Below are 22637 nucleotides of genomic sequence, written 5' to 3'. Positions count from 1 at the left end.
CCTTTTTTTATATCTAGAACACTTTTTTCTACGTACAATTAATCGTTTCAACTGGAATAAACAAAATATATGGTACATATGTTTAAGCTGTGGTCAATTGTTGAAAGGGATGAAGAGTATGACTCAGCTGAACTTTGAAGAAAATTTATTAACTAAAGTAGCTTGGTACTATTATAAAGACCAATTAACACAACAGGAGATCGCGTCACTTCTTCATATTTCAAGAAATAAAGTCGTCCGGTTATTAGATAAAGCGCGGAGTGAAGGTATCGTTACATTTCACGTAAAAGGGACTGGTTTGCACTGTTTAAGTATTGAGCGTGACCTAATGAAAAAATTTCACTTAAAAGATGCTTTTATTATCCCTACCCCAGTAAACCATTATCACGCTTCTCTCGGAAAAGCTGCTGCACAATATTTAGAAACTCATCTCCAGCAAGGCGATTTACTCGGTATTGGCTGGGGAGAAACAATTAGCAAAATGCTAGAAAACATTCATTTTGAAAGTTCTATCAACCTTTCAATCGTAACGCTCACAGGCGGGGTAAATCACTATCTCCCGAGAAAACAAAACTATTTACACTACATGCAAGGCGAACTTCACATTATCCCTACGCCGTTTCTAGCGTCTACAACCGAAATGGCACAAAGTATTCTATCAGAACCGAGTGTAAAAGATATGCTTCAAGTCGCTTCACTTGCTCATACGGCTGTTGTCGGTATTGGGGGATTATCTCAAGACGCTACGATTGTAAAAGAAGAAAAATTAACACTACGTGAGATGACATATATTCGTAGTCAAAACGGTGCTGGCGATATTTTAGGACAGTTTTATAATACAAATGGCGATTTATTAGAACTCTCGCATCACAATCGTCTAATTGGCACGCCCCTCTCTATTTTACGCAATATGAAGCATGTCGTCGGTGTTGCTGGAGGTACTGAAAAGATAGATGCAATTTATGGTGCCTTAAAAGGAAAGTTTATTCATTCATTAATTACCGATGAGGAAACTGCCCTCTCCTTATTACGAAAGGATGGTGATTGTTAATGTCCCATTTATTAGCTTTCGATGCTGGTACAGGGAGCATTCGAGCAGTTCTTTTTGATTTACATGGTAATCAAATTGCAGTAAGTCAAAAAGAATGGATTCACAAATCTGACCTTCGTTATCCAGGCTCTATGAACTTTGATGTAGTAGAAAATTGGAAGCTAGTACAAGAATGTACGAAAGAGGTGCTTCAAAAAAGCAACACTCCTGCCTCTTCTATTCTTGCTATTAGCGCTACAAGTATGCGAGAAGGATTTGTTTTATATGATCAAGATGGGCAAGAAATATGGGCGTGTGCAAATGTTGATGGGCGCGCATCCGTCGAAGTTAGTGAATTAAAAGAAATTCGGTCACATCTTGAAAAAGATTTATATACAAAGTCTGGTCAAACTTTTTCATTAGGTGCTTTACCACGCCTACTCTGGATAAAAAAACATGAACCCGATGTCTATAATAATATTTACTCTTTTACAATGTTAAACGATTGGATTTTATATAAACTAAGCGGCGTACTACAAATTGATCCCTCAAACGGATGTACGTCAGGTATTTTTGACTTACAAAATAGAGTGTGGGATAACGATGTCGCTAAGGAGTGCGGTCTATCTTTGCCATTTTCACCAACAGTAAATGAAGCTGGTACAGTAATTGGCAACGTTACAAAAGAGTGTGCAGCATTAACTGGATTACGTGAAGGGATTCCTGTCGTCGCCGGGGGTGGAGATGCTCAAATGGCATCGCTCGGAACAGGAATCGTGAAACCAAATCAAACGTTAATATGCGGGGGTAGCTTTTGGCAACAAGAAGTGAATGTTACTGAGCCAATAACAGATCCACATGCTGCGATTCGAGTAAATTGTCACGTCGTTCCGAACCTATGGCAATATGAAACAATCGCCTTTTTCCCAGGTCTCGTTATGCGCTGGTTTCGAGACGCTTTTTGCCAAGAAGAAAAGAAACTTGCTGATAAACTTGGTGTAGATGCTTATGAATTACTAGAAGAACAAGCGAAAGACGTACCTGTCGGTTCACATGGCATTATCCCTACTTTTTCAAACGTTATGAACTACATTTCTTGGCGTCATGCCGCACCTTCATTCTTAAATTTAAGTTTAGACGCTGACAAATGCGGAAAAAAAGAACTGTTTCGTGCTATTGAAGAAAATGCAGCCTTCATTACACTTGGAAACTTAAAATTAATAAAAAATCTAACTGGCACATTCCCTTCTGAAGTTATTTTTGCTGGCGGTGCCGCTAAAGGAAAACTATGGCCACAAATTCTATCAGACGTACTCGGTATTCCTGTAAAAGTACCTGTTGTGAAAGAAGCAGCTGCTTTAGGAACTGCGATTGCTGCTGGAGTTGGTGCTGGCATATATTCATCTATGGAAGAAACTGCCGAAGAGTTTGTACAGTGGGAGCAAACATTCGAACCAGTTACTGAAAATCACGAACTATATAAAGAGTTCTATGAAACATGGAAAACTGTATATGACAGTCAGCTCGCTTTAGCTGATAAAGGGCTCACCTCACATATGTGGATTGCGCCTGGTGCACTGTAACACATTACATAAAGGAGTGAACTGTATGTTAAAAGCGAATGAAAATGACTTCTCCTATCGCTTCGGTGATAACGGGCCGAAATATTTAATACAAGGTCCAAATATTGATCTTGGCCTTGTTGTCATTCAACCGGGCCAGGAGTTTCAAAACCATTATCATACGACGTGCGAAGAGGTCTTTTATGCATTAGAAGGTGAAATAGATTTCTATGTGAATAATGAAAGAGTTCCAATTAAACAAGGTGATGTCCTGCAAGTTCGTCCTCATGAATCTCACTATCTGATTAACCATTCTGACAAACCTTTTAAAGCTGTTTTTATTAAGTCACCACATTTACCAAATAAAGATACTGTACAAACGGAAAATCCAACATTAACGAAGGAGTGATTTGGAATGACTTGGGGATTTAAAAATCGATTAAATACAATTTTACCTGATGGTAGAGCGGTTATGTTAGCAATAGATCACGGTTATTTCTTAGGACCAATTCACGGACTAGAACAACCACTTGAAACAGTAAAAAACTTACTTCCTTATACAGACTCCCTCTTTTTAACGCGCGGTGTACTTAGCTCCTGTATTCCTGAAAACTGCAGCACACCGATGGTTATGCGTGTATCTGGCGGCGCTACTGTCGTCGGTAAAGATTTAGCGAATGAAACAATTGTTACACCTGTAAAAGAAGCAGTGAAGCAAAACGCAATTGGCGTTGGCGTTTCTGTTTTTGTCGGATCAGACTATGAAACACAAACTGTTTCGAATCTCGCAAATGTAGTCTCTGAAGCTCACGATTACGGCCTACCTGTACTCGGCATTACCGCAGTCGCAAAAGAATTACAAAAACGTGAAGCTCGCTTTCTAGCACTTGCTTCCCGCGTATGTGTTGAAATGGGTGCTGATATTATTAAAACGTATTACTGCGAAGGATTCGAAAAAATAACGAGCACATGCCCTGCCCCAGTCGTCATCGCAGGTGGCCCAAAACTAGATTCAATTGAAGACGCATTAAACATTACGTACAATGCGCTGCAAGAAGGCGCAATTGGAGTAGACATGGGCCGAAACATATGGCAATCCGAGCACCCAGCTGCGATGATCCAAGCAATACATGGCATTGTGAAAAATGGATTGAATGTGAAAGAGGCACTTGAACTTTATGATGATGTGAAGAATTAATGTGAAAAGACAGACTATTTATTAGTCTGTCTTTTTTACTTTACAGTGAAACTTTCATAATCCGTCTTCTAATATGATACATACTTAAATTTTATACACCTTCAAATGATTACTCTTGATGATTACTATTAAGCTTTGAAACTTTCTTACCTTCTCTATAATCAAGACAAGACACTTCAATTAATAAGCCATTAAATACTGTAAAATAAAAACCATAACTACTACCTCGCATCAAATAAGGTTCCTTGTCTATTTCAATGCCGCCTGCTACTAAACGATTATATGTTTGATCAACTTCATTTGAAGTATCCACTAAAAAACCAATATGAAAAGCTTCTGGATACATCACTTCCTTATTCCCTTTAAATGCTTTTGGATCACTTAGTACAAGTATAAAACCACTCTCATCACTCATCACTACAAGTGCTTTCCCTTTTTGCTCCAAAAATTGAAAATCAAAAAATGTTTCAAAGAAATGTCTCGCTTCTGATAAATCATCAACACATAAATTCAAATGATTTAACTTCATTCACTCATCTCCTTTTAAGCAGAGGGTATGTAGACTCATTTTCATAACACTTAAATATGAAAGGTAAGATATTCAAGCGTTCCGTCTAAGACTATGCTTTATAAGTCTAATACTTTTCTCCATAGCCTAGAACGTTTTTTTAAATGAATGAATGATTTCCTATCATTCCCATCCCCCCAGTCATAAAAAAGAGGATACATGATTGCTTCTACAACATGTATCCTCTACTTATATATTACGACTGTTGATAAGCCGATTTCGATGATTTCACATAATAAACTGCATGATCCACATTAATAATATGATCTGGCTTTGGTTTACCACGGCCCGCTCTATGTCCAGCTAAGTGTTCTTCACTTGTTTCCCAGTTTTTCCATGCTTCTTCAGATTCCCAGCGAATCATTACGACAACTTCTTCGTCGCCGCGTCTTACTTTTTTCACGAGAACACTTAAATCGATGAAGCCTTCAAATTTTTCAATAATACCTTCTCCAGTGAAACGTTCTACAACTATATTTGATGTACCTTCTTTTACTGTAAATGTTTTCGTTTCGATAAACATATATCCCACTCCCTCTTTGTTATACGAATACTAGTATTCTTCTATTATAATTGATTATGATAATTATTTTCAATTGTAAAGTTTTAATTTTTTGAATTATGCTGATTTCTTTTCTATCGCCTCATCTAAAAATTTGAAATATGGAAGTAACATCCCTATTAAAGATGTAACACATATAATTGCACCGATGATTACATATAGCGCTCTTACTCCCCACATTTCACTCAATATCCCCCCTACTAACACACCTAATGGCATAGCGGATCGTATAAAAAATAAACGCACTGAAAATACTTGTCCTATCATATTATTTGGGACGGTTTGTTGGCATATTGTCGTGTTATGAACATTGAAAAATGCAATACAAATCCCTGCTATTACTTCAATTATTATTGCAATGATAATACTATGATTGAATCCTAATGAAATGTATGTGAGTCCCCCTATAAACAATCCTCCAAGCATAAGTATACGCCGGCTTTTATATGTTACTTTTCCGACTAATACTGAGCCAATTACGTAGCCAAGTGGAAAACCTGCCATGAAATAACCGTACTCTGCATATCCCGCTGACAGCTCGTCTTTTATATAAGGAAGATTTGTGACCATCGTTACCCCTACTCCAAACTGCACGAAAGTAAGAAATATACCGAGCCAAACGATGATTGGTTTTGTGAAAAAATATGTAAAACCGTGAAAAAACTGTTCTAGCCACGTTTTCCGAATAGGTTGCGACGTTCTATTTTCTTTTATATAAAATAAGAAAGTGCCACTAACAAATAAACATATGCATACGAAAGATAATGTAAGTTCTGTTCCAATCAAATGAATGACTACTCCGCCTAATACTGGCGCAAGAAACATCATAAGGCGAGTCATTCCATCAATGTACGCATTTGCATCTTGAAGTTGTTCTTTCCCTACAATGCTCGGTGTAATTGCTTGACTTGCAGGTGTATAAAGTGGTGTAATAAGTCCCACTACAATTTGAACAACATAAATGTGCCAAACTTCTATACTACCCGAAACTAGCATCACCAAAGGTAATAAAAATACGGACGCTCGTATCCATTGTGAAAATATCATAATCCACTTCCGGCTCCATTTATCAATAAATGGGCCACTTATTAATTGCAATATGAGTGATGGGATGAAATATAATAACCACATACTACTTAAAGCCATTTCTGATCCTGTTAACTCATATACTAGAATTGAATTACATAACGTTCCGAAAGCCCCTCCTAATTCAGAGATTGCACTACCAATCCACATAAAAAAGAACGAACGATTTTTCAATACACTCTTCATTATAGCTCACCAACTTTTCTCTTAAATTCCTCCCTTTATGTACATTCTTGTTTCATATTATCTACTCAAAAACGCTTCTAATTCTTTCGCTAACGACTGCACTGCTTTCTTCCTTAATACATACTTTCCATCATGTATATCAACTAACTTCGCTGCACGTAACAATTTCAAATGATGGTGTACTGTCGATTTACCGAGTTGCAATCTTTCCGTTATTTCCTGTAATGTACGTTCTTTTTCAAACAACATTTTTACAATTCGCAATCTCGCTTCATCTCCAAGAGCCTTATGTTTTTGAACTAAAAAATAATTCGGTTCATACGGATCTTCAGGATGAATGCTTTCATTCGCAACTGGATAATGAAATACTTTCGTATCATCAATATCTGCTTCAATATTCCAGGGTCTGTACGTCATTTGCGGAATAAGAATTACGTGATGAACACTTGGCTCTGGCATATAGTTCACGCCACCAGTCGCCCACTCGACAAACTCTTCCGGCTTCATCTTTTTATTCATTTCATTTTTTGCTTCATAATCTCGTTTTAATATAGAAAGTATTTCTTCTTCCTCACTCTTAATTACACTCCCATACCAACCTGTCATTACAGCGATTAAATGAGATTTCAGCACTTGTACATCTATATCACATATAAAGCGAATGTACGTAGAGAAAAACTGATGATCATGTGTTAATTCCTTTAGTTCATGTATTGCAGTTCCATCTCTACTTGCGGCTAAACGTCTTTTTTTCTCATATTTCTCCCCTAAAAACGGTAAACATATATACTTCAAATCTTCTTCTGAAAGTGAATCGATTTTAACATGAAACTGTGATACATCCTGTATGTCTTCTTCATACAACAACTGAAGCAATGCTTTCCACGTATTATTTTCTTCGACAAATTGTAAGTGCTCTCTCATTTCTTCTGTTAATGATTTCTTAATTTCTTCCCATTCATTTTGACTCTTTTCAAGTGTATCAATTAACCTCTTATGAGTAATTGCTGCAATGCCAAGCGCACATTCGAAAAGTATCGAATATTTCACTTGAACGTTATACGTTTCCCTCTTTCTACTCGTTATGTGATAGACCTCCATTTTTATCCCCTCCTTGTTTGCTATATATCAAATTCTATTTTTATCGAATTTAACCTTCTATATTTTTAGAATTATTTTGCGACTTCAAAAAAACTCTAATCCATGAGCAAATAGAGAAAAGTTTATACTCTTTTTCATTCTGACTCAATTAAAGCCTTGATTATTAAGTATCATATTAAAAAGAAGTTTTTTAATGGCTCTGTTATAAGTTGTCTTTCACCCTCTTGTGCAACTATAGAAAAGGTTTATTGAAGAGAAAAGAGAATTGGTTTTATTAAGAAAAATGAACAGGAGGCTATACGAATGGGAAGAAAAGAAATGTTGCAAAATGGAGTCCAACAAGTTTTTTACGAAGAAGAATGGTACCCACCAATATCAGAAGCGTTAAAGAATCTTACGGTTGAACAAGCATGTTGGCAACCAGAAGGTGCTGCCAGTAATACGATTTGGGAAAATGTGAACCATTTATTAATCTTTAAAGAACGCCTACTTTCCCGCTTACATGAAGACGACACATTTGTTGCTCCACAAAATAATGATGAGACGTTTATCCAAGGTGGACCTAATGATGATGCCGCTTGGCAGCAAACCGTAAAGCGAACGCTTCAAGTACATGATGCCTTACAATCTTCATTAACCGCCCTTCAAGAAGCAGAACTAGATCAACTAAGTCCTTCTCTACCAGTTTGGCAACAATATATGAATATCCTTTTGCATGATGCTTATCATACAGGACAAATTATACAGCTTCGGAAACTTCAAGGTTCATGGCCAACTCACCGTTCTTATTTATAAAGTGAAATTTTAATCAGCTCTTACCAATCGGGATTTTGCGGGCAGCCCATCCCCACCTCACTTCTTTGCTTTCCTTGAATTTTGAGGTAAAAATCTTACTGTCCGTTAATCCGGAATAAACGATGTTTAAAATCGCATACGTTTAATATCCAACAAAACAATTGAAAACAGCTAATTGTTCGATAATTACTGCGATTTCTCAAAATAAAGCAAATTAAAATACATTGATTCCTAACATAACTTACATGCTTCATAACTTCTAATCATAATCCAAATTTGGAAGAATAGATGCTTTTTTATATACAAATAATAACTCTCAAGGAGTTGTTGACATGTATTTCATATTGAATATGTTAGGGATTTTCGTTGTCATATTAATCATTTTCTTATGTTCGCCTAATAAAAAACATATAAAATGGAGACCAATTGTAATTCTCATCCTATTGGAGCTTTTTATTACGTGGTTTATGTTAGGCACAAAGCTCGGCAGTATTATCATTAATAAAATTGCGTCATTTTTCAGTTGGCTACTAGCATGTGCGAATGAAGGTATTCGATTTGCATTTCCTTCAGCTATGGAAAGTCAGCACATTGATTTCTTCTTTAGTGCGTTACTTCCTATCATTTTTGTTATTACTTTTTTCGATATTCTTTCTTATTTCGGAATCTTAACTTGGATTATTGATAAAGTAGGTGCAGTTATTTCAAAGATTTCTCGTTTACCAAAGTTAGAAAGTTTCTTTTCGATTCAAATGATGTTTTTAGGAAACACCGAAGCACTTGCGGTTGTTCGTGATCAATTATCTGTTTTAAAAGAAAATCGATTATTAACTTTTGGAATTATGAGTATGAGTAGCGTTAGCGGATCCATTCTTGGTGCTTATTTATCAATGGTTCCAGCAACATATATTTTCAGCGCAATCCCATTAAACTGTATTAACGCATTAATTTTAGCCAATGTATTAAATCCTGTGGAAGTTTCGAAAGAAGAAGACGTTGTTTACACACCTTCAAAACATGAAAAAAAGGATTTCTTTTCTACTATTTCAAACAGTATGTTAGTTGGGATGAATATGGTTATCGTTATTTTAGCTATGGTAATTGGTTATGTAGCTTTAACAGCATGTTTAAATGGGATTTTAGGATTTTTTGTAACGGGGTTAACAATTCAAAAAATCTTCTCCATTATCTTTAGTCCTTTTGCATTTTTACTCGGTTTATCAGGCAGTGATGCTATGTATGTAGCTGAATTAATGGGGATCAAAATAACGACGAATGAATTTGTTGCAATGATGGATTTAAAATCAAACTTAAAGTCGCTACAACCGCATACGGTTGCGGTTGCAACGACATTTCTAGCTTCTTTTGCTAACTTTAGTACAGTAGGTATGATTTACGGAACTTACAATTCATTATTTGGCGGAGAAAAATCATCAGTCATCGGTAAAAATGTTTGGAAGCTTCTTGTTAGCGGGATGGCTGTTTCTTTATTAAGTGCTATGCTCGTTGGGCTATTTGTATGGTAATTAATTTTAATAATAAAAGACACCCAAGCCAATTGAGTGTCTTTTATTATTATTTTCGAATTTGTCCATTTCCACGAATCACATATTTTGTAGAAGTTAATGCTGGAAGCCCCATTGGTCCTCTTACGTGTAACTTTTGTGTACTGATACCAATTTCCGCTCCGAATCCAAATTCGGATCCATCTGTAAAACGAGTCGATGCATTATGATAAAGTGCCGCGGCATCTACAGAAGTAAAAAACTTGCTGACGTTTTCCTCGTTTTCAGTAATAATTGCTTCAGAATGCATAGATCCATACGTATTTATATGATGAATCGCTTCTTCAACAGTGGAAACCACTTTCACTGCTAGTGTGAGAGATAAAAACTCAGTTTCCCAGTCTTCTTCTGTCGCAAGTAAGATAGAAGAATCAATCGCCACTGCTTTATTATCACCACGTAGCTCCACTCCTCTTTCATTCAAGGAAGAAAACAACTCGCTACCATATTGCTCTGCCCAATTCTCATGAAGTACAATCGTCTCAATTGCATTACATACAGATGGACGCTGTGTTTTTGCATTTATAATAATATTAAACGCCATTTGTTTATCTGCTGTTTCATCAATGAATATATGACAATTTCCCGCACCTGTTTCAAGTACTGGAACAGACGCTTCTCTCACTACTGTATCAATTAATTGTTTACCGCCTCTTGGTATAAGAACATCCAAGTACTCGTTCAATGTAAACAACTGTTTTGCACTATCTCTCGTTGTATCTTCTATGAGCTGTACACTTTCTGAAGGCAAGCTAGTTTGTTTAAGCGCCCGGTGAATAACGCTAACGATGGCTTTGTTAGAATGGATAGCAGAAGAACTACCACGTAGTATTACTGCGTTTCCTGTTTTTAAACAAATTGTAGCAGCATCAACAGTTACATTCGGTCTTGCCTCATAAATCATCCCGACAACACCAAGTGGTACGCGCATCTCCTGAATAGATAGTCCATTTGGCCTTTCCCATGCACTTACACATTCTCCTACAGGATCACGTAATTCAATTAGCTGCTTAATCCCCTCTGTCATATCAATAATACGATTTTCAGTTAGCAGAAGACGATCAAGGAGTGAATCAGAAAATCCTTTTGCCTTACCTTCTTCAATATCCCTCTTGTTTTCTTCTAAAATATAAGCTGTTTCTAATATTAACTGATCAGCTATTGCGGAAAGTGCTTCGTTTTTTTGCTCTGTAGATTTAAGCACAAGCTCTCTAGCAACCTCTTTTGCTTTTATCCCCTTTGCCAACACTTCATTCATTTTTATTTCCTCCTTTTTAAAGTGAAACCCAATGATCCCTATGGATGACTTCATAACTATGTCTCTCGCCTCTTACTTGAATATCTTGGCTTTGCATACCTTTTACATCTATTAGTTCCTCTGCACTATATGTGCATTGTCCTTTTCCTATTACGCGCCCTTGTTGCGTTACAACCTCTACAACTTCACCCACTTGGAAAAATCCTGATACATTCGTAACACCAGCTGGAAGTAAACTCTTACCATGCTGAATGATGGCAGTAGCTGCCCCAGCATCTACTTCAATTTGTCCGCTAACAAGCGAATGTAAGGCAATCCATTGCTTGTTCATCTTCATTTCTTTTTGAGGAGCATTACCAACATACGTTCCATCACCCTTACCCTTCAAAACATCTACAAACTTTTCCTGTCCACGTCCTGTTCCGATAAATACACTCACACCAAGAGAGAGCGCTGTCTTTGCAGCGTCGATTTTTGATTTCATACCGCCAGTCCCAAGTTTTGAGCCAGCATCTCCTGCAAGAGAAGAAATTTCTTCCGTAACTTCAGGAAGAAAATAATATTTTTTTGCATCCGGATTTTTCTGAGGATTTTTGTCATATAACCCGTTCACATCCGTAAAGATCATAAGCATATCCGCCGAAACAAGCCCGCTTACTAAAGCTGACAGCATATCATTATCACCGAACGTCAGCTCCTCTAAAGAGATGGAATCATTTTCATTAATAATTGGAAGAGCGGAGCGGTTTAATAATTCTCCTAACGTAGCGTAAGCATTACTATATTGTTCTTTTCTAGAAAAATCACTCCTCGTCAGCAAAAGTTGCGCAGTAACGATGCCATATTTACGGAATTCCTCCGTGTACGCCTGCATTAACAAACTTTGTCCGACAGCTGCTGCAGCCTGTTTCCCTTTAATCGTTACAGGTCTGCTAGGATATCCTAGCGCTGAAAAACCTGCAGCGACGGCTCCAGATGTAATTAACACAACCTCGTGCCCCTCTTCTTTCAACCGAGCCAATGCGGCAACGTGATCTGAAAGCTGTTCTGTAGAGATGCCTCCGTGACTATCTGCCAAGGAACTACTCCCAATCTTTACAACAACTCGTTGTTTTTTCACTTTTTTATCCCCCAAGTCTAAAATCAAAGTTTTTTATAAATTACACTTCATTCACTTTGTAACTATATCTATTCTCATCAATGCTGCAATGAGGTATTTAAGAGCAAAATAAAAATGACCGCTTCGCCCTTAATAAAATAAAAAGGACGAAACGGTCATTGTTCCGCGGTACCACCTTAATTGATATACATAGATATCCACTTGGTGCCTATAACGCAGGCGAACGCCTAAACTTTCATTTAAGACTCAGGGATAGGTTCGATATATTCTATACGAGGAATCTTTCAGCCGGTGAATTCCACTCTCTTTCGCAAGAAGACATATGTACTAATTCCCTTCAACGATTTTCAATCTAATTTTTTTATATTATGCGATATAGTTCGATTCGGTGTCAAGAGGTATTTTTAAAAATAAATAGAGCCGCAAGTTATTTGTATGAAATTATCGCCCTACTGAATGAAAATACAAAATGATATAAGTTTAACTCATATTCATAAACATAAAACCTTACATTATAGTGTATATATTTACATAATGTCGAATATAATTAATTTTTATCTTTTAGTGTTGCAAAAAGGAATATATTCTCTTAGAATGTTTCTTTATATTGCACAGGGATGTTATTCTTATTCTAAGAAAATAATATCAAACCGATATAATTGATTATAAAAGGAGCAAGATTGAGTTATTATGGATAAACAAATTGGATTCATCGGTTGCGGAAATATGGGAATGGCTATGATTGGCGGAATGATAAACAAAAATATAGTGTCTTCAAATCAAATTATTTGTTCAGATTTAAACACTGCTAATTTAAAAAATGCTAGTGAAAAATATGGGCTAACTACAACTACCGACAACAATGAAGTAGCTAAAAATGCTGATATTTTAATTTTATCAATCAAACCAGACCTATACGCGTCAATAATTAATGAAATAAAAGAAATAATCAAAAACGATGCTATCATCGTTACGATCGCTGCTGGGAAAAGTATTGAAAGTACTGAAAATGCCTTTAATAAAAAAGTAAAGGTTGTAAGGGTAATGCCTAATACTCCTGCTCTTGTTGGAGAAGGAATGTCTGCATTATGCCCGAATGAAATGGTGACAGAAAAAGATTTAGAAGATGTACTAAACATTTTCAATAGTTTTGGTCAAACAGAGATCGTAAGTGAAAAATTAATGGATGTTGTCACATCCGTAAGTGGTTCTTCACCAGCTTATGTATATATGATTATAGAAGCGATGGCAGATGCTGCTGTACTAGATGGTATGCCAAGAAATCAAGCATATAAATTCGCTGCTCAAGCTGTGTTAGGCTCTGCAAAAATGGTACTAGAAACAGGAATACATCCAGGTGAATTGAAAGATATGGTTTGTTCTCCTGGCGGTACGACAATAGAAGCTGTAGCAACATTGGAGGAAAAAGGACTGAGAACAGCGATTATTTCAGCTATGCAGCGTTGTACGCAAAAGTCTGTTGAACTATCTGGTCAAACTAAAAAGTAAAACTGTAAAAGAGATCGCGTTAGCTATGAATTCATATGAATTTAATTAGAAATTCACTACATGATAAACGGCCAAACTCATATATAATTGAGTTTGGCCGTTTCAGTTTTAATTATATTAAAATAATTTCATTCAAATCTTCTTTACAGGTTCTGTTTTATCCCTTACCTATTCCCTACTATGATTGTGTAATTTTATTAGAAACTAATAATTTTTCAATGCACTTCGGTAACATATCTAATAGCGTTTCAAATGCGTAGTTTACATCTAGACGTTCTGTCCATTGATGTGCATCTTTTCCTACCGGCCCCATATTTAATACTGGAACATCAAACTCTTCTAATTCCTGAAGCGGAATTGAATAACCTTTATCCCATAATGGCATATTGTCTACAAGCGAACTCATTGAATCCAGTGGATACTGCAAGCCTACATAACTTAAATCTGAAATCCCCCCAAAATAATTTTGGTTTTCAAATGTAATTTTATGATTGTAGTGTGCATACTTTTCCATTTCTACAACTACCTCTTTTATTAAAGGATTGTTGCGTGAACTCACAGCTGGATAGTACGGCGGAGCGAAGAAAAGTACAATCATCGGTGCCTTTTCTTTACATAAAATCGCTAATTTATCTACTAAATCAATGGTTACCGCACGATCATCTTTATCTCCTCTATTTTTTATAATATTAGATTGAATATGATTTATTTTTTCTCGTCCATGTTGCTCAATTGCATATGTGATAAGCTCTTCATAAGTTAATACATTTACTTTGAGATTAGGTGGTATAAATGGATTATATTTAGAAAAACGATATGCATGTTTTTCATACGACTCTTCTATTTTCTCTGCTACTTTCGCTACTTTTTGACGTAACAATGAAACTACATCTGTCATTGATTTTTCTAATAAAAACAAATTAAATAATGTAACTGCACGATGCGGAATTTGTACAGAATAATCCTCTTTTAAGTCCCTTTGAAGTAAGTTAGTTGGCGGAGGACTCGCTTCCCCTTCTACAATATCACAAAGGTCTGTGTTTAACTCTAATTCTGCTGTTATTAATGAAGCCATATAACTCCCATTTAACCCTGCAAAAGGTTCACCTACATGTGTCTCTTTTCCGTAGCAAAGAAAACCAGGTAACACTTTACCAATAGAGCCAGTGTAAATATACTTATTTTGGTCACCAGGATGTCTTGAAAACATAGGCTCTGAGTTTAGTACCGTTTTATACTCTAAATCATGTTCTCTTGCTAACTCTAGTAATCTTGGAACAGCAGCTCTCATCCCTACAGAGTTTACTTCTTCATCTGGTACAGCCAATAAAAGAACATTCCCATCAAATCTTTCTTCGCAAGCTTGCTCAATCATTGCCATTTGTAATGCGAGGCCGCATTTCATATCCATTGTTCCTCTACCAAACAGCCATTCTCCATGTTCTATATCTTCACGTACATGGTCTGGAAGTTCATCTTTATGAGAATAAAACATAGATGTTAACTTTTTAGGATTAAATGCATCTTCTTTCCACATTCCGTAATCTTGTACATCTACAACATCAAAGTGACTTACTAGAATTACAGTATTTTTTGTACTATCGCTTTTCTTTACTAGTGCTGTAACAAAATATCGTCCGTCCCCTGTCGGATTTTTTTGCAAATGGTGCGGGTTTTGTTTGAAATACTGTAAGTCAGATAATTGTTCCACAACAAAGTCTGGCAATATTACTTCAGCTTCTGAACCGGTAATACTAGGAATTTCAACAAGACTGCTTAATAATTGAACCAATTGTTCTTTTGATTGCCACTTTGACATATAAATCCCCCTATTTTCCGCATTATGAAAACTAATTCCAGTATATGAATAAAAAATGACGACAGCTATCAAAATTATAGTTCTGATGTACTGCCGATTTTTATTGATATTTCATGAGCCGCTTGTTTTACCTTGCTAATAAGAAAAGATAGTCGATCATCATTAATACGATGACTAATTAACCCAACACTTAATGCTCCTACTACTTTATGATTAAATCCGATAATAGGTGCAGCTACTGAAGCTGTCCCTTCTGTTTTTTCACCATAACTGACAGCATATCCTTCATTTTTTATTTGCTTTATTTGATTAAGAAGAATTTGCTTTTGTTCTGGTAATGAAGGCAGTAAATACTCTACAATATGTTCCATTTCATTCGTTTTCATATTGGCAAGCATCGTTTTATTTGCAGCACCAATTGAAAGTGGAATTTGTTCTCCTAGATTATCGATAACTCGAATTTTTAAAGGACTATCAATTCTTTCAATGATAATAGAATGTGTTCCGTTTGGAATATTCAAATAGACACTTTCTTCCACTTCAGAAGCCAAACGTTTCATCACTTCTCTCGCAACAGATCTATAGTCTACCTTCTCCAATTGACGCAACCCTATTTCCATCCACATTGGTCCAATTTTGTACTGTTTTGTCTCTGTAATTTGTGTAACTAACCCATGCTCCATTAGAGAGTTAAGTAATCTATGTACTGTACTAACCGGGAGATGTGTTCCATCAGCTATATCAGAAATAGCCCAATACTCTTTTTCATTTGTAGAATTCAATAATTTAATAATACTTATCGCTCGATCAATGGACTGTACCATAACTCGCCTCAACTTTACTCGTAATATGTTAGTACGCTTAATTAACTATCAATTTAGCAAACATTCGAAATGAAATCAATCTATTTATTTAATTTTCTAACAATAAAAACATATCACTAACAACGAATTGAAAACGCAAACAAAAAAATATTGACTTTTCTTTTTAATTATCTGAAAATTATAACAAGATTTCACATCACGGAATACATTCCATAATACGGAAAAACATCAAACGTTATTCTATCAACTACGAAAGTGAGGAAAACAATGGCGCAAGTAAGCAATACAAACAATGAATTAAAACGTACGATGAAAAGTAGACACTTATTCATGATTGCACTCGGTGGTGTGATTGGAACCGGGTTATTTAACGGATCTGGCTTTATTATAAGTCAGGCTGGACCTGGTGGATCCGTACTTGCCTTTATTGCTGGTGGATTATTAATGTATTTCGTTATGCTATGTCTTGGTGAACTTGCTGTAGCCATGCCTGTTTCAGGTTCTTTTCAGGAATATGCTACTAAATTCATCAATCCTGCAACTGGCTTTACAATCGGATGGTTGTATTGGTTAAGCTGGGCGAATACGACCGGTCTTGAATTTACAACTGCCGGTATTACAATGCAGCGCTGGTTTCCTGATATTCCTGTTTGGGTTTGGTGTTTAATATTTGGCGTTACCATCTTCACTATTAACGCATTATCTGCTCGTAGTTATGCAGAAACAGAATTTTGGTTTTCAAGTATAAAAGTATCTGCCATTATAGCTTTTATAATTCTTGGTGGCGCCGCTATGTTCGGTTTTATTGATTTAAAAGGCGATGAACCAGCTCCACTTCTTTCAAATTTCGTAAATCATGGTGGTTTATTTCCGAATGGACTTGCAGCTATTCTATTAACAATGGTTACAGTCAATTATTCCTTCCAAGGTACAGAGCTTGTCGGAATCGCAGCAGGTGAAAGTGAAGATCCAGCAAAAACTTTACCTCGTTCTATTAGAAATATTATATGGCGCACAATGTTTTTCTTCGTCTTAGCAATCTTTGTTCTTGTTGCTTTAATTCCTTGGGAAGAAGCTGGATTAACAAAGAGTCCATTCGTTGCTGTTTTTGATAATATCGGTATTCCATATGCAGCTGATATTATGAACTTTGTTATTCTTACTGCTGTTCTTTCTGTCGCAAACTCAGGACTATACGCTGCTACTCGAATGCTTTGGTCTTTATCAAAAAACGAAATGGCTCCAGCATTTTTAAAGAAATTATCATCACGTGGGATTCCTCTCAACGCTTTAATCATGACAATAGCTATTTCTGCTTTTTCTCTTTTGACAAGTGTAGTAGCTGCTGAAACTGTTTACTTGTGGCTCATTTCAATTTCCGGAGTCATTACCATTATTGTTTGGATGTCAATTTGTGTTTCTCAATTCTTTTTCCGCAAACATTATTTAGCAGACGGCGGAAAATTAGAAGACTTAAAATTTAAAACGCCACTTTATCCACTCGTACCAATTCTTGGTTTTGGATTGTATGGCATTATATTAATCAGTCTTATTTTTATCCCAGAACAACGACTTGGAATCTATTGCACTGTCCCATTTATCATCTTTTGCTACACTTACTATCACTTTAAAGTTAAGAAAAGAAATTCTACTAACACTCATAGTGAAACTAAAATTAGCGAGACTTCGTAATATTTGACTATACATAAAAGACTACACATGGCGTTTCACTTCATGTGTGGTCTTTTTTCATCATTTTAATATGATTTCATCTGAATTTAATGAATATATCCCCTTTCCTACAAAAGTAGTAGAGTGTTCATTTAAACACTTACTACCTCATTGGGATTTATCACATTCCAATTTCAATATAATAGTAAATAGGTATATCGGATATAGATGTACATTACTAGGCTTATACATATTTCAACTTTAGAATTATATTCACTATTGAATTGGTAGTTACCAATAAAGAAAGAAAGGAATGATCATAATAATACAGAACATATACGAAACTCATTTACATGTAAGAAATTTAGAGAAGGCAATAAATTTCTATCAAAACAAGCTAGGATTAACGTTAGCAAGAAAACTCTCCAAAAGAAGAGTGGCTTTCTTTTGGGTCGGAGAAAATAAACAACAAATGCTTGGACTATGGGAAGTACATAACATTGAAGACTTTGAGCCGAGACATTTTGCTTTTGGTGTAAATTTAGAGTTTTTAATGACTTCTAAAGCGTGGCTAGAGGAACGTGGAATAGCAGTGATAGGAAGTCAAGGAAAAGGAAATCAAGAGCCAATTGTCCAAAGGTGGATGCCTGCTGCAAGTGTATACTTTCTAGATTGTGATGGAAACAAATTAGAATTCATTTCTATGTTACATGAGAATCCAGATGAATTAGAATATGCGTCCTATTTAAGTGTATGGAATGCGGAACACCAAGAAAAATGAATGGAATTTTCGTTCAAGTCTTTTCTTATTTTTGGATATAATGTTGTACGATCCCCCCTTTTACTATGAATTTGTTAACATAATGCATTTACTGTCATCTTATATTTGTACTTACGTACGAGCAATTCCTAATCTGCTTCAATTACAATTTGAATTATGTAAATTTTCCTCTTATCTGGTCTGGCATCTACTCTTTAAACACAAACTCCCCTTAAATCGAAAATGATTAAGGGGAGTTTTATATACGATGCAATTATAGTTCAGATTTCACTCGAACAGAAACATTATTTTTAATTATATTTTTGACATCTTTAAAGCTAACAAAATTGTTACTTTTCTCATCCCAAAGACGGAAACGTAGTGATTGTAAGCTTGTAGCAAGCGTAATCGTTGGTACATTTTTTAACGGAAGCGTATTATTGTGTGCCTCTTCTAGTTTATAGTTAGGTACCCTTGGGCTTAAATGGTGAACATGATGGAATCCAATATTACCAGTTAAGAATTGCAAAATTTTAGGAAGCTTATAAAAAGAACTTCCTTCCACTGCCGCTTTCACATATTCCCAATCTTTATCCTCTTCAAAATAAGAATCTTCAAATGTGTGCTGTACGTAAAACAGCCAAATCCCTACTGAACCTGCTATTAAGAATATAGTACCATGTACTAACAGAAACGATTGCCACCCAATTGCCCAGCAAAGTATAGCTACTACAGCAACAATTATAATATTCGTCAAATAAGTATTCATACGTTCTTTCTGCCTTGCACCTTTTCGGTTAAATCTATTTTTAAGCAAGAAAACATAAATCGGACCTAATCCAAACATAACGAATGGATTGCGATATAAGCGATATGCTAAACGAAGTCTAAATGGTGCAGCTACATATTCATCAACTGTAAGCGTCCAAATATCCCCTGTACCCCTCTTATCCAAATTACCACTCGTAGCGTGGTGAATAGAATGTTCATGCCCCCACTGATCAAATGGGAATAATGTTAAAACACCCATACACGTTCCAACTATTCTATTTGCACGTCGACTTTTAAAGAACGAATAATGGGTGCAATCATGAAAAATAATGAAAATTCTTGTCATAAATCCAGCGGCTAACAGTGCTGGAACTAATGTTAACCAATAAGAAACTGACAAACTTTTATAAGCAAGGTACCATAAAATAATAAATGGCACGATTGTGTTGATCAGTTGCCAAACACTTTTTTTAATCGTTGATTTTTCAAAAGGAGCAACTTGTTTTTTTAAATTTTTAGTATTTTCTAAGGTCATTGTTCTAATTCCTTTCCTTTTTGTTGCTAATTCATATTATAGCACACTATTAGTATCAGGTGTTAAAAGTAGCTATAATAAATATTATATACTATGAAAATCTCTTTTTTCTTACTCATTACTTACAAATTACTTACGCCCAAAATAGCTTCTATAATTGGACAGGCGGAGTATTTTATTTATAAAAGAAACTTCGAATTTTTCCAATAAGTACATAAAAAAACAGCAAGTTTTTTCACAAGAAGAAAAAAGCTGCGATAAGTCAGTTTCACCGACTTATCGCAGCTCCTCTTCGTTTTACCTTATTTTATCGATGAAGCCACACTGCACCTGCAGACTTGTCTTCAGCTTGGCCTACCACTTCAAACTTCAGTCCTAGTTTCGGTAACTTACGTCCTGCATCAGGAATAATGCTGTTGATGTATTGCTTAGAATCATCAAATTTTGCCACTCCTGGTAATCCTTTATAATCGAAGATACCGCGAGTTGGTGAATTTACTTTCCATGCTGGTGTTTGATCAAATGAGAATGCCGCATCGGCAATTTGGTAACGCGTACTGCTCTTCACAGTAGGTTGTCCGTTTAATGTCCCTACAATTGCCTCTGGATGAGAATCTACTACTCCTAAGAACCCTTCACCTGGATGAACGCCTACCCAGTTATCTGTAAAGCTTTGATCCGCATACCATACAACCATTCCTGTATTAAATACTGGGCCACGTGCATGTTGTAACGCAGTGTCAGAACCAGCGTAATTTCTCCACTCTACATAGTAATTATGTTTTTTCTGTTCAAATCCGTTAGACACAGTAAAGCCTTTTAACGTCATTGCTGGCTGACCTTCTGCATCATCAGAGAAAACAACTTTTCCATCTACAGTTAATGCTGCATTATCTAACGCAAACCCTTTATAAGCTACTGCAATATCTGTTAAGTACTCAAATTGCAGTTTTACTTTTTTTCCTTTGAATTGGCTTAAATCGTATGATTTATCAACCCACTTACCATCAGTTGTATCCGCGCCGCCTTTTACATCTTTTTCGCCCATTCTATCAATGCGTGTCTTCGTTCCATCTTCTGCAATCGCATATACGTCAAGGAAATCATACTTCGCTTCAAGTTCGTAAAATGCCTTATAATCGAACTTAGCATCCTTTGCATTTGTTAAGTCAAATACTGGTGTCTCAAGTGTTGTATGAATGTCATTTCCTTTTGTACTGTAATAGAACTTCTTACCAAACGCTGATTCGATATTTTTTATATCTTTGTCCGGCAAGTTAACACGAACGATTCCAGGTCGTTTAGATTTTGTAGTACTTTGATCTACATATGTCGCAACACCGATTCCTTTGCTAAGTTTGTCATAATCTACTTCAAGGATATTCGCCCAGTTCCCCTTCATATTCTTTTGGAAAAATTCTTTATTTTGTGGTGAGAAACTCGTTGGCTCTGTTCCTGCAATTTTTCCAGCCCAGCTACCACCACTCATAATAGACCATGACTCAACAGGTTCACCTTGTCCTGAGTACTTTGTATCATATTCATCTGGTAAGCCTAAATCATGGCCATACTCATGTGCAAACACACCAACTGCCCCGTCTTCAGGCTCGATTGTATAATCATATGCAGCCATCTTTCCGCCCCAGTTCGAAACAGAAGATTTCGTGCCATCAATTGCATATGGTTTTGAACCTAGTTTTGAACGATGTGACCAAATCGCATCATCTTTCAATTTACCGCCGCCAGCTTCTTGACCAACGCCAGCATGTACAACCATTAAATGATCAATAATGCCATCTGGCTCATTTTTATTTCCATCACCATCTTGATCGTATTGATCAAATTGGTCATAGTCTGCTAAATTGATTCCTTTTGCTACCGCTGCTTTTAATGCTTCTTTCACAAAATCTTTTGGTCCTAAAGGCCCCTTGTTATCATGCCCAGTACCCGCATCAGCACCATAATCTGATGCTTTTCCTGGAACAGTAAGCCATTCTGTTACAGTCCCATCAACTGTGTAGCTACCACCAGATTGTTCTTCATAATATTGCTTAAATGTGTTAATCTTCGATCCATCAAATAAAGTAAATGGTTCATCACCAAATAACATTTTTTGATAATGTTCACGATTAAAGTCTTTAGAATACATGTATCCTGGCTCTTGATCAATATTGTTATGCTTAAAATCGCTAAATTCTACAAGTAAAACAAGTACTTTATCTTTTCGAACAGCTCCATTGTATTCTTCTTGCTTCGCTGATGTAGTAGGTACTTTTCCATTTAATTTCCCAGGGTTCAATGCTGCACCTTGTCCAGCTACTGGGCCTACTTCAGGCTGCTGCGCCTGTTCATTTTCCTTCATTTTTGCATCTTTTACTTTTTTCATAAAATCAGAAGCTTCTTGCGTAAGACTATCTCCTGTTAAAATTTCTTTCCCAGGGTTTTCCCCTTTCTTTTTCTCAACATATTTTTCGACAGCCTTTGACGTCTCAGCTTGCGATGCAGATTGATCAATTACCCCCCGTTGTTTTAGCGCTTCAGCCAAGCGCTCCTCCGGTATTAAGTGCTCATCTATTGGTAGAGATGATGTTGGTGTCTCAGCATGCGCTGCGTGACCTCCAAAAGCAAACGTACTACTTAGTACTGCTGCTGTTGTTAATACCGCTAATGGTTTTAATTTCTTTTTCTTTTTCAATGTATTTCCTCCCCAGTGTCTG

At 36.2% G+C, this 22637-nt stretch carries 19 protein-coding genes and 1 other annotated feature; of the genes, 9 read left to right on the top strand and 10 right to left on the bottom strand.

Annotated elements, in window-relative coordinates:
- Positions 1 to 118 precede the first annotated feature (118 nt).
- The 4 genes from ACTFRM_RS10810 to lsrF are packed head-to-tail and all read left to right on the top strand — an operon-like array spanning position 119 to position 3790.
- Positions 119 to 1051 (top strand): sugar-binding transcriptional regulator, encoded by a 933-nt coding sequence (locus ACTFRM_RS10810; RefSeq protein WP_088322487.1) that lies wholly within the window; start codon positions 119 to 121, stop codon positions 1049 to 1051.
- A complete protein-coding gene (gene lsrK / locus ACTFRM_RS10805) occupies positions 1051 to 2613 on the top strand; it encodes an autoinducer-2 kinase (RefSeq protein WP_000018815.1) in 1563 nt (520 codons plus the stop codon). Before ACTFRM_RS10810 ends, lsrK begins: the two co-directional genes overlap by 1 nt.
- Positions 2614 to 2638: 25 nt before the next feature.
- A complete protein-coding gene (locus ACTFRM_RS10800; protein ID WP_000909986.1) occupies positions 2639 to 3001 on the top strand; it encodes a cupin domain-containing protein in 363 nt (120 codons plus the stop codon).
- 6 nt (positions 3002 to 3007) lie between these two features.
- Entirely contained in the window at positions 3008 to 3790 is a 783-nt protein-coding gene (lsrF, locus tag ACTFRM_RS10795; protein ID WP_000219772.1) for a 3-hydroxy-5-phosphonooxypentane-2,4-dione thiolase, read from the top strand.
- Between the two features lie 109 nt (positions 3791 to 3899).
- Here lsrF and ACTFRM_RS10790 read toward each other — a convergent pair whose 3' ends face one another.
- From ACTFRM_RS10790 to ACTFRM_RS10775, 4 genes are all read right to left on the bottom strand, one after another.
- Positions 3900 to 4319 (bottom strand): VOC family protein, encoded by a 420-nt coding sequence (locus ACTFRM_RS10790; RefSeq protein WP_016122718.1) that lies wholly within the window; start codon positions 4317 to 4319, stop codon positions 3900 to 3902.
- A gap of 235 nt (positions 4320 to 4554) precedes the next feature.
- Positions 4555 to 4881 (bottom strand): heme-degrading monooxygenase HmoA, encoded by a 327-nt coding sequence (gene hmoA / locus ACTFRM_RS10785; RefSeq protein ID WP_000469498.1) that lies wholly within the window; start codon positions 4879 to 4881, stop codon positions 4555 to 4557.
- A gap of 96 nt (positions 4882 to 4977) precedes the next feature.
- Positions 4978 to 6192, bottom strand: coding sequence for an MFS transporter (locus tag ACTFRM_RS10780; RefSeq protein ID WP_065224541.1), 1215 nt, complete (start codon positions 6190 to 6192; stop codon positions 4978 to 4980).
- A 57-nt stretch (positions 6193 to 6249) separates the two neighbouring features.
- Positions 6250 to 7293: an ArsR/SmtB family transcription factor gene (locus ACTFRM_RS10775; RefSeq protein ID WP_440043293.1), complete on the bottom strand. Its 1044-nt coding sequence runs from the start codon at positions 7291 to 7293 to the stop codon at positions 6250 to 6252.
- Between the two features lie 303 nt (positions 7294 to 7596).
- Here ACTFRM_RS10775 and ACTFRM_RS10770 point away from each other — a divergent pair, with 303 nt between their 5' ends.
- Both ACTFRM_RS10770 and ACTFRM_RS10765 read left to right on the top strand, forming a co-directional pair.
- Positions 7597 to 8088: a DinB family protein gene (locus ACTFRM_RS10770; RefSeq protein ID WP_000532733.1), complete on the top strand. Its 492-nt coding sequence runs from the start codon at positions 7597 to 7599 to the stop codon at positions 8086 to 8088.
- A gap of 332 nt (positions 8089 to 8420) precedes the next feature.
- The gene (locus ACTFRM_RS10765) at positions 8421 to 9614 is read left to right on the top strand and encodes a NupC/NupG family nucleoside CNT transporter (protein WP_000273596.1); all 1194 of its coding nucleotides are present in this window, start codon (positions 8421 to 8423) and stop codon (positions 9612 to 9614) included.
- 49 nt (positions 9615 to 9663) lie between these two features.
- On the opposite strand, the gene ACTFRM_RS10760 is transcribed toward ACTFRM_RS10765, so the two are convergent.
- Both ACTFRM_RS10760 and proB read right to left on the bottom strand, forming a co-directional pair.
- Entirely contained in the window at positions 9664 to 10911 is a 1248-nt protein-coding gene (locus ACTFRM_RS10760; protein WP_025687458.1) for a glutamate-5-semialdehyde dehydrogenase, read from the bottom strand.
- Between the two features lie 16 nt (positions 10912 to 10927).
- The gene (gene proB / locus ACTFRM_RS10755; RefSeq protein ID WP_000744808.1) at positions 10928 to 12031 is read right to left on the bottom strand and encodes a glutamate 5-kinase; all 1104 of its coding nucleotides are present in this window, start codon (positions 12029 to 12031) and stop codon (positions 10928 to 10930) included.
- Between the two features lie 139 nt (positions 12032 to 12170).
- Positions 12171 to 12381 (bottom strand) — a binding site (T-box leader).
- Between the two features lie 340 nt (positions 12382 to 12721).
- On the opposite strand from proB, the gene proC reads away from it, so the two are divergent.
- The gene (proC, locus tag ACTFRM_RS10750; RefSeq protein ID WP_000360723.1) at positions 12722 to 13540 is read left to right on the top strand and encodes a pyrroline-5-carboxylate reductase; all 819 of its coding nucleotides are present in this window, start codon (positions 12722 to 12724) and stop codon (positions 13538 to 13540) included.
- Between the two features lie 178 nt (positions 13541 to 13718).
- Here the strand turns inward: proC and ACTFRM_RS10745 are convergent, their stop codons facing one another.
- Positions 13719 to 15359, bottom strand: a complete 1641-nt coding sequence (locus ACTFRM_RS10745; RefSeq protein ID WP_088322490.1) for a M20/M25/M40 family metallo-hydrolase — start codon at positions 15357 to 15359, stop codon at positions 13719 to 13721.
- Positions 15360 to 15433: 74 nt separating this feature from the next.
- A complete protein-coding gene (locus ACTFRM_RS10740; protein ID WP_000250758.1) occupies positions 15434 to 16183 on the bottom strand; it encodes an IclR family transcriptional regulator in 750 nt (249 codons plus the stop codon).
- 267 nt (positions 16184 to 16450) lie between these two features.
- Between ACTFRM_RS10740 and ACTFRM_RS10735 the strand changes: the two genes are divergently transcribed.
- Together ACTFRM_RS10735 and ACTFRM_RS10730 are read left to right on the top strand one after the other, a co-directional pair.
- Complete coding sequence (locus ACTFRM_RS10735) at positions 16451 to 17875, top strand: amino acid permease (RefSeq protein WP_000079991.1); 1425 nt, start codon at positions 16451 to 16453, stop codon at positions 17873 to 17875.
- Between the two features lie 301 nt (positions 17876 to 18176).
- Positions 18177 to 18635: a VOC family protein gene (locus tag ACTFRM_RS10730; protein WP_025687456.1), complete on the top strand. Its 459-nt coding sequence runs from the start codon at positions 18177 to 18179 to the stop codon at positions 18633 to 18635.
- A 253-nt stretch (positions 18636 to 18888) separates the two neighbouring features.
- Here ACTFRM_RS10730 and ACTFRM_RS10725 read toward each other — a convergent pair whose 3' ends face one another.
- Complete coding sequence (locus ACTFRM_RS10725) at positions 18889 to 19920, bottom strand: fatty acid desaturase (RefSeq protein ID WP_000171504.1); 1032 nt, start codon at positions 19918 to 19920, stop codon at positions 18889 to 18891.
- A 307-nt stretch (positions 19921 to 20227) separates the two neighbouring features.
- Positions 20228 to 22615, bottom strand: a complete 2388-nt coding sequence (locus ACTFRM_RS10720; RefSeq protein WP_000727440.1) for an immune inhibitor A domain-containing protein — start codon at positions 22613 to 22615, stop codon at positions 20228 to 20230.
- Positions 22616 to 22637: the final 22 nt, after the last annotated feature.

The sequence above is a fragment of the Bacillus cereus group sp. MYBK227-1 genome (assembly GCF_051916325.1).
GTDB lineage: Bacteria > Bacillota > Bacilli > Bacillales > Bacillaceae_G > Bacillus_A > Bacillus_A cereus.
The sequence above is the reverse complement of the archived record's forward strand: the minus strand, read 5'-3'. Positions and strand labels throughout refer to the sequence as shown.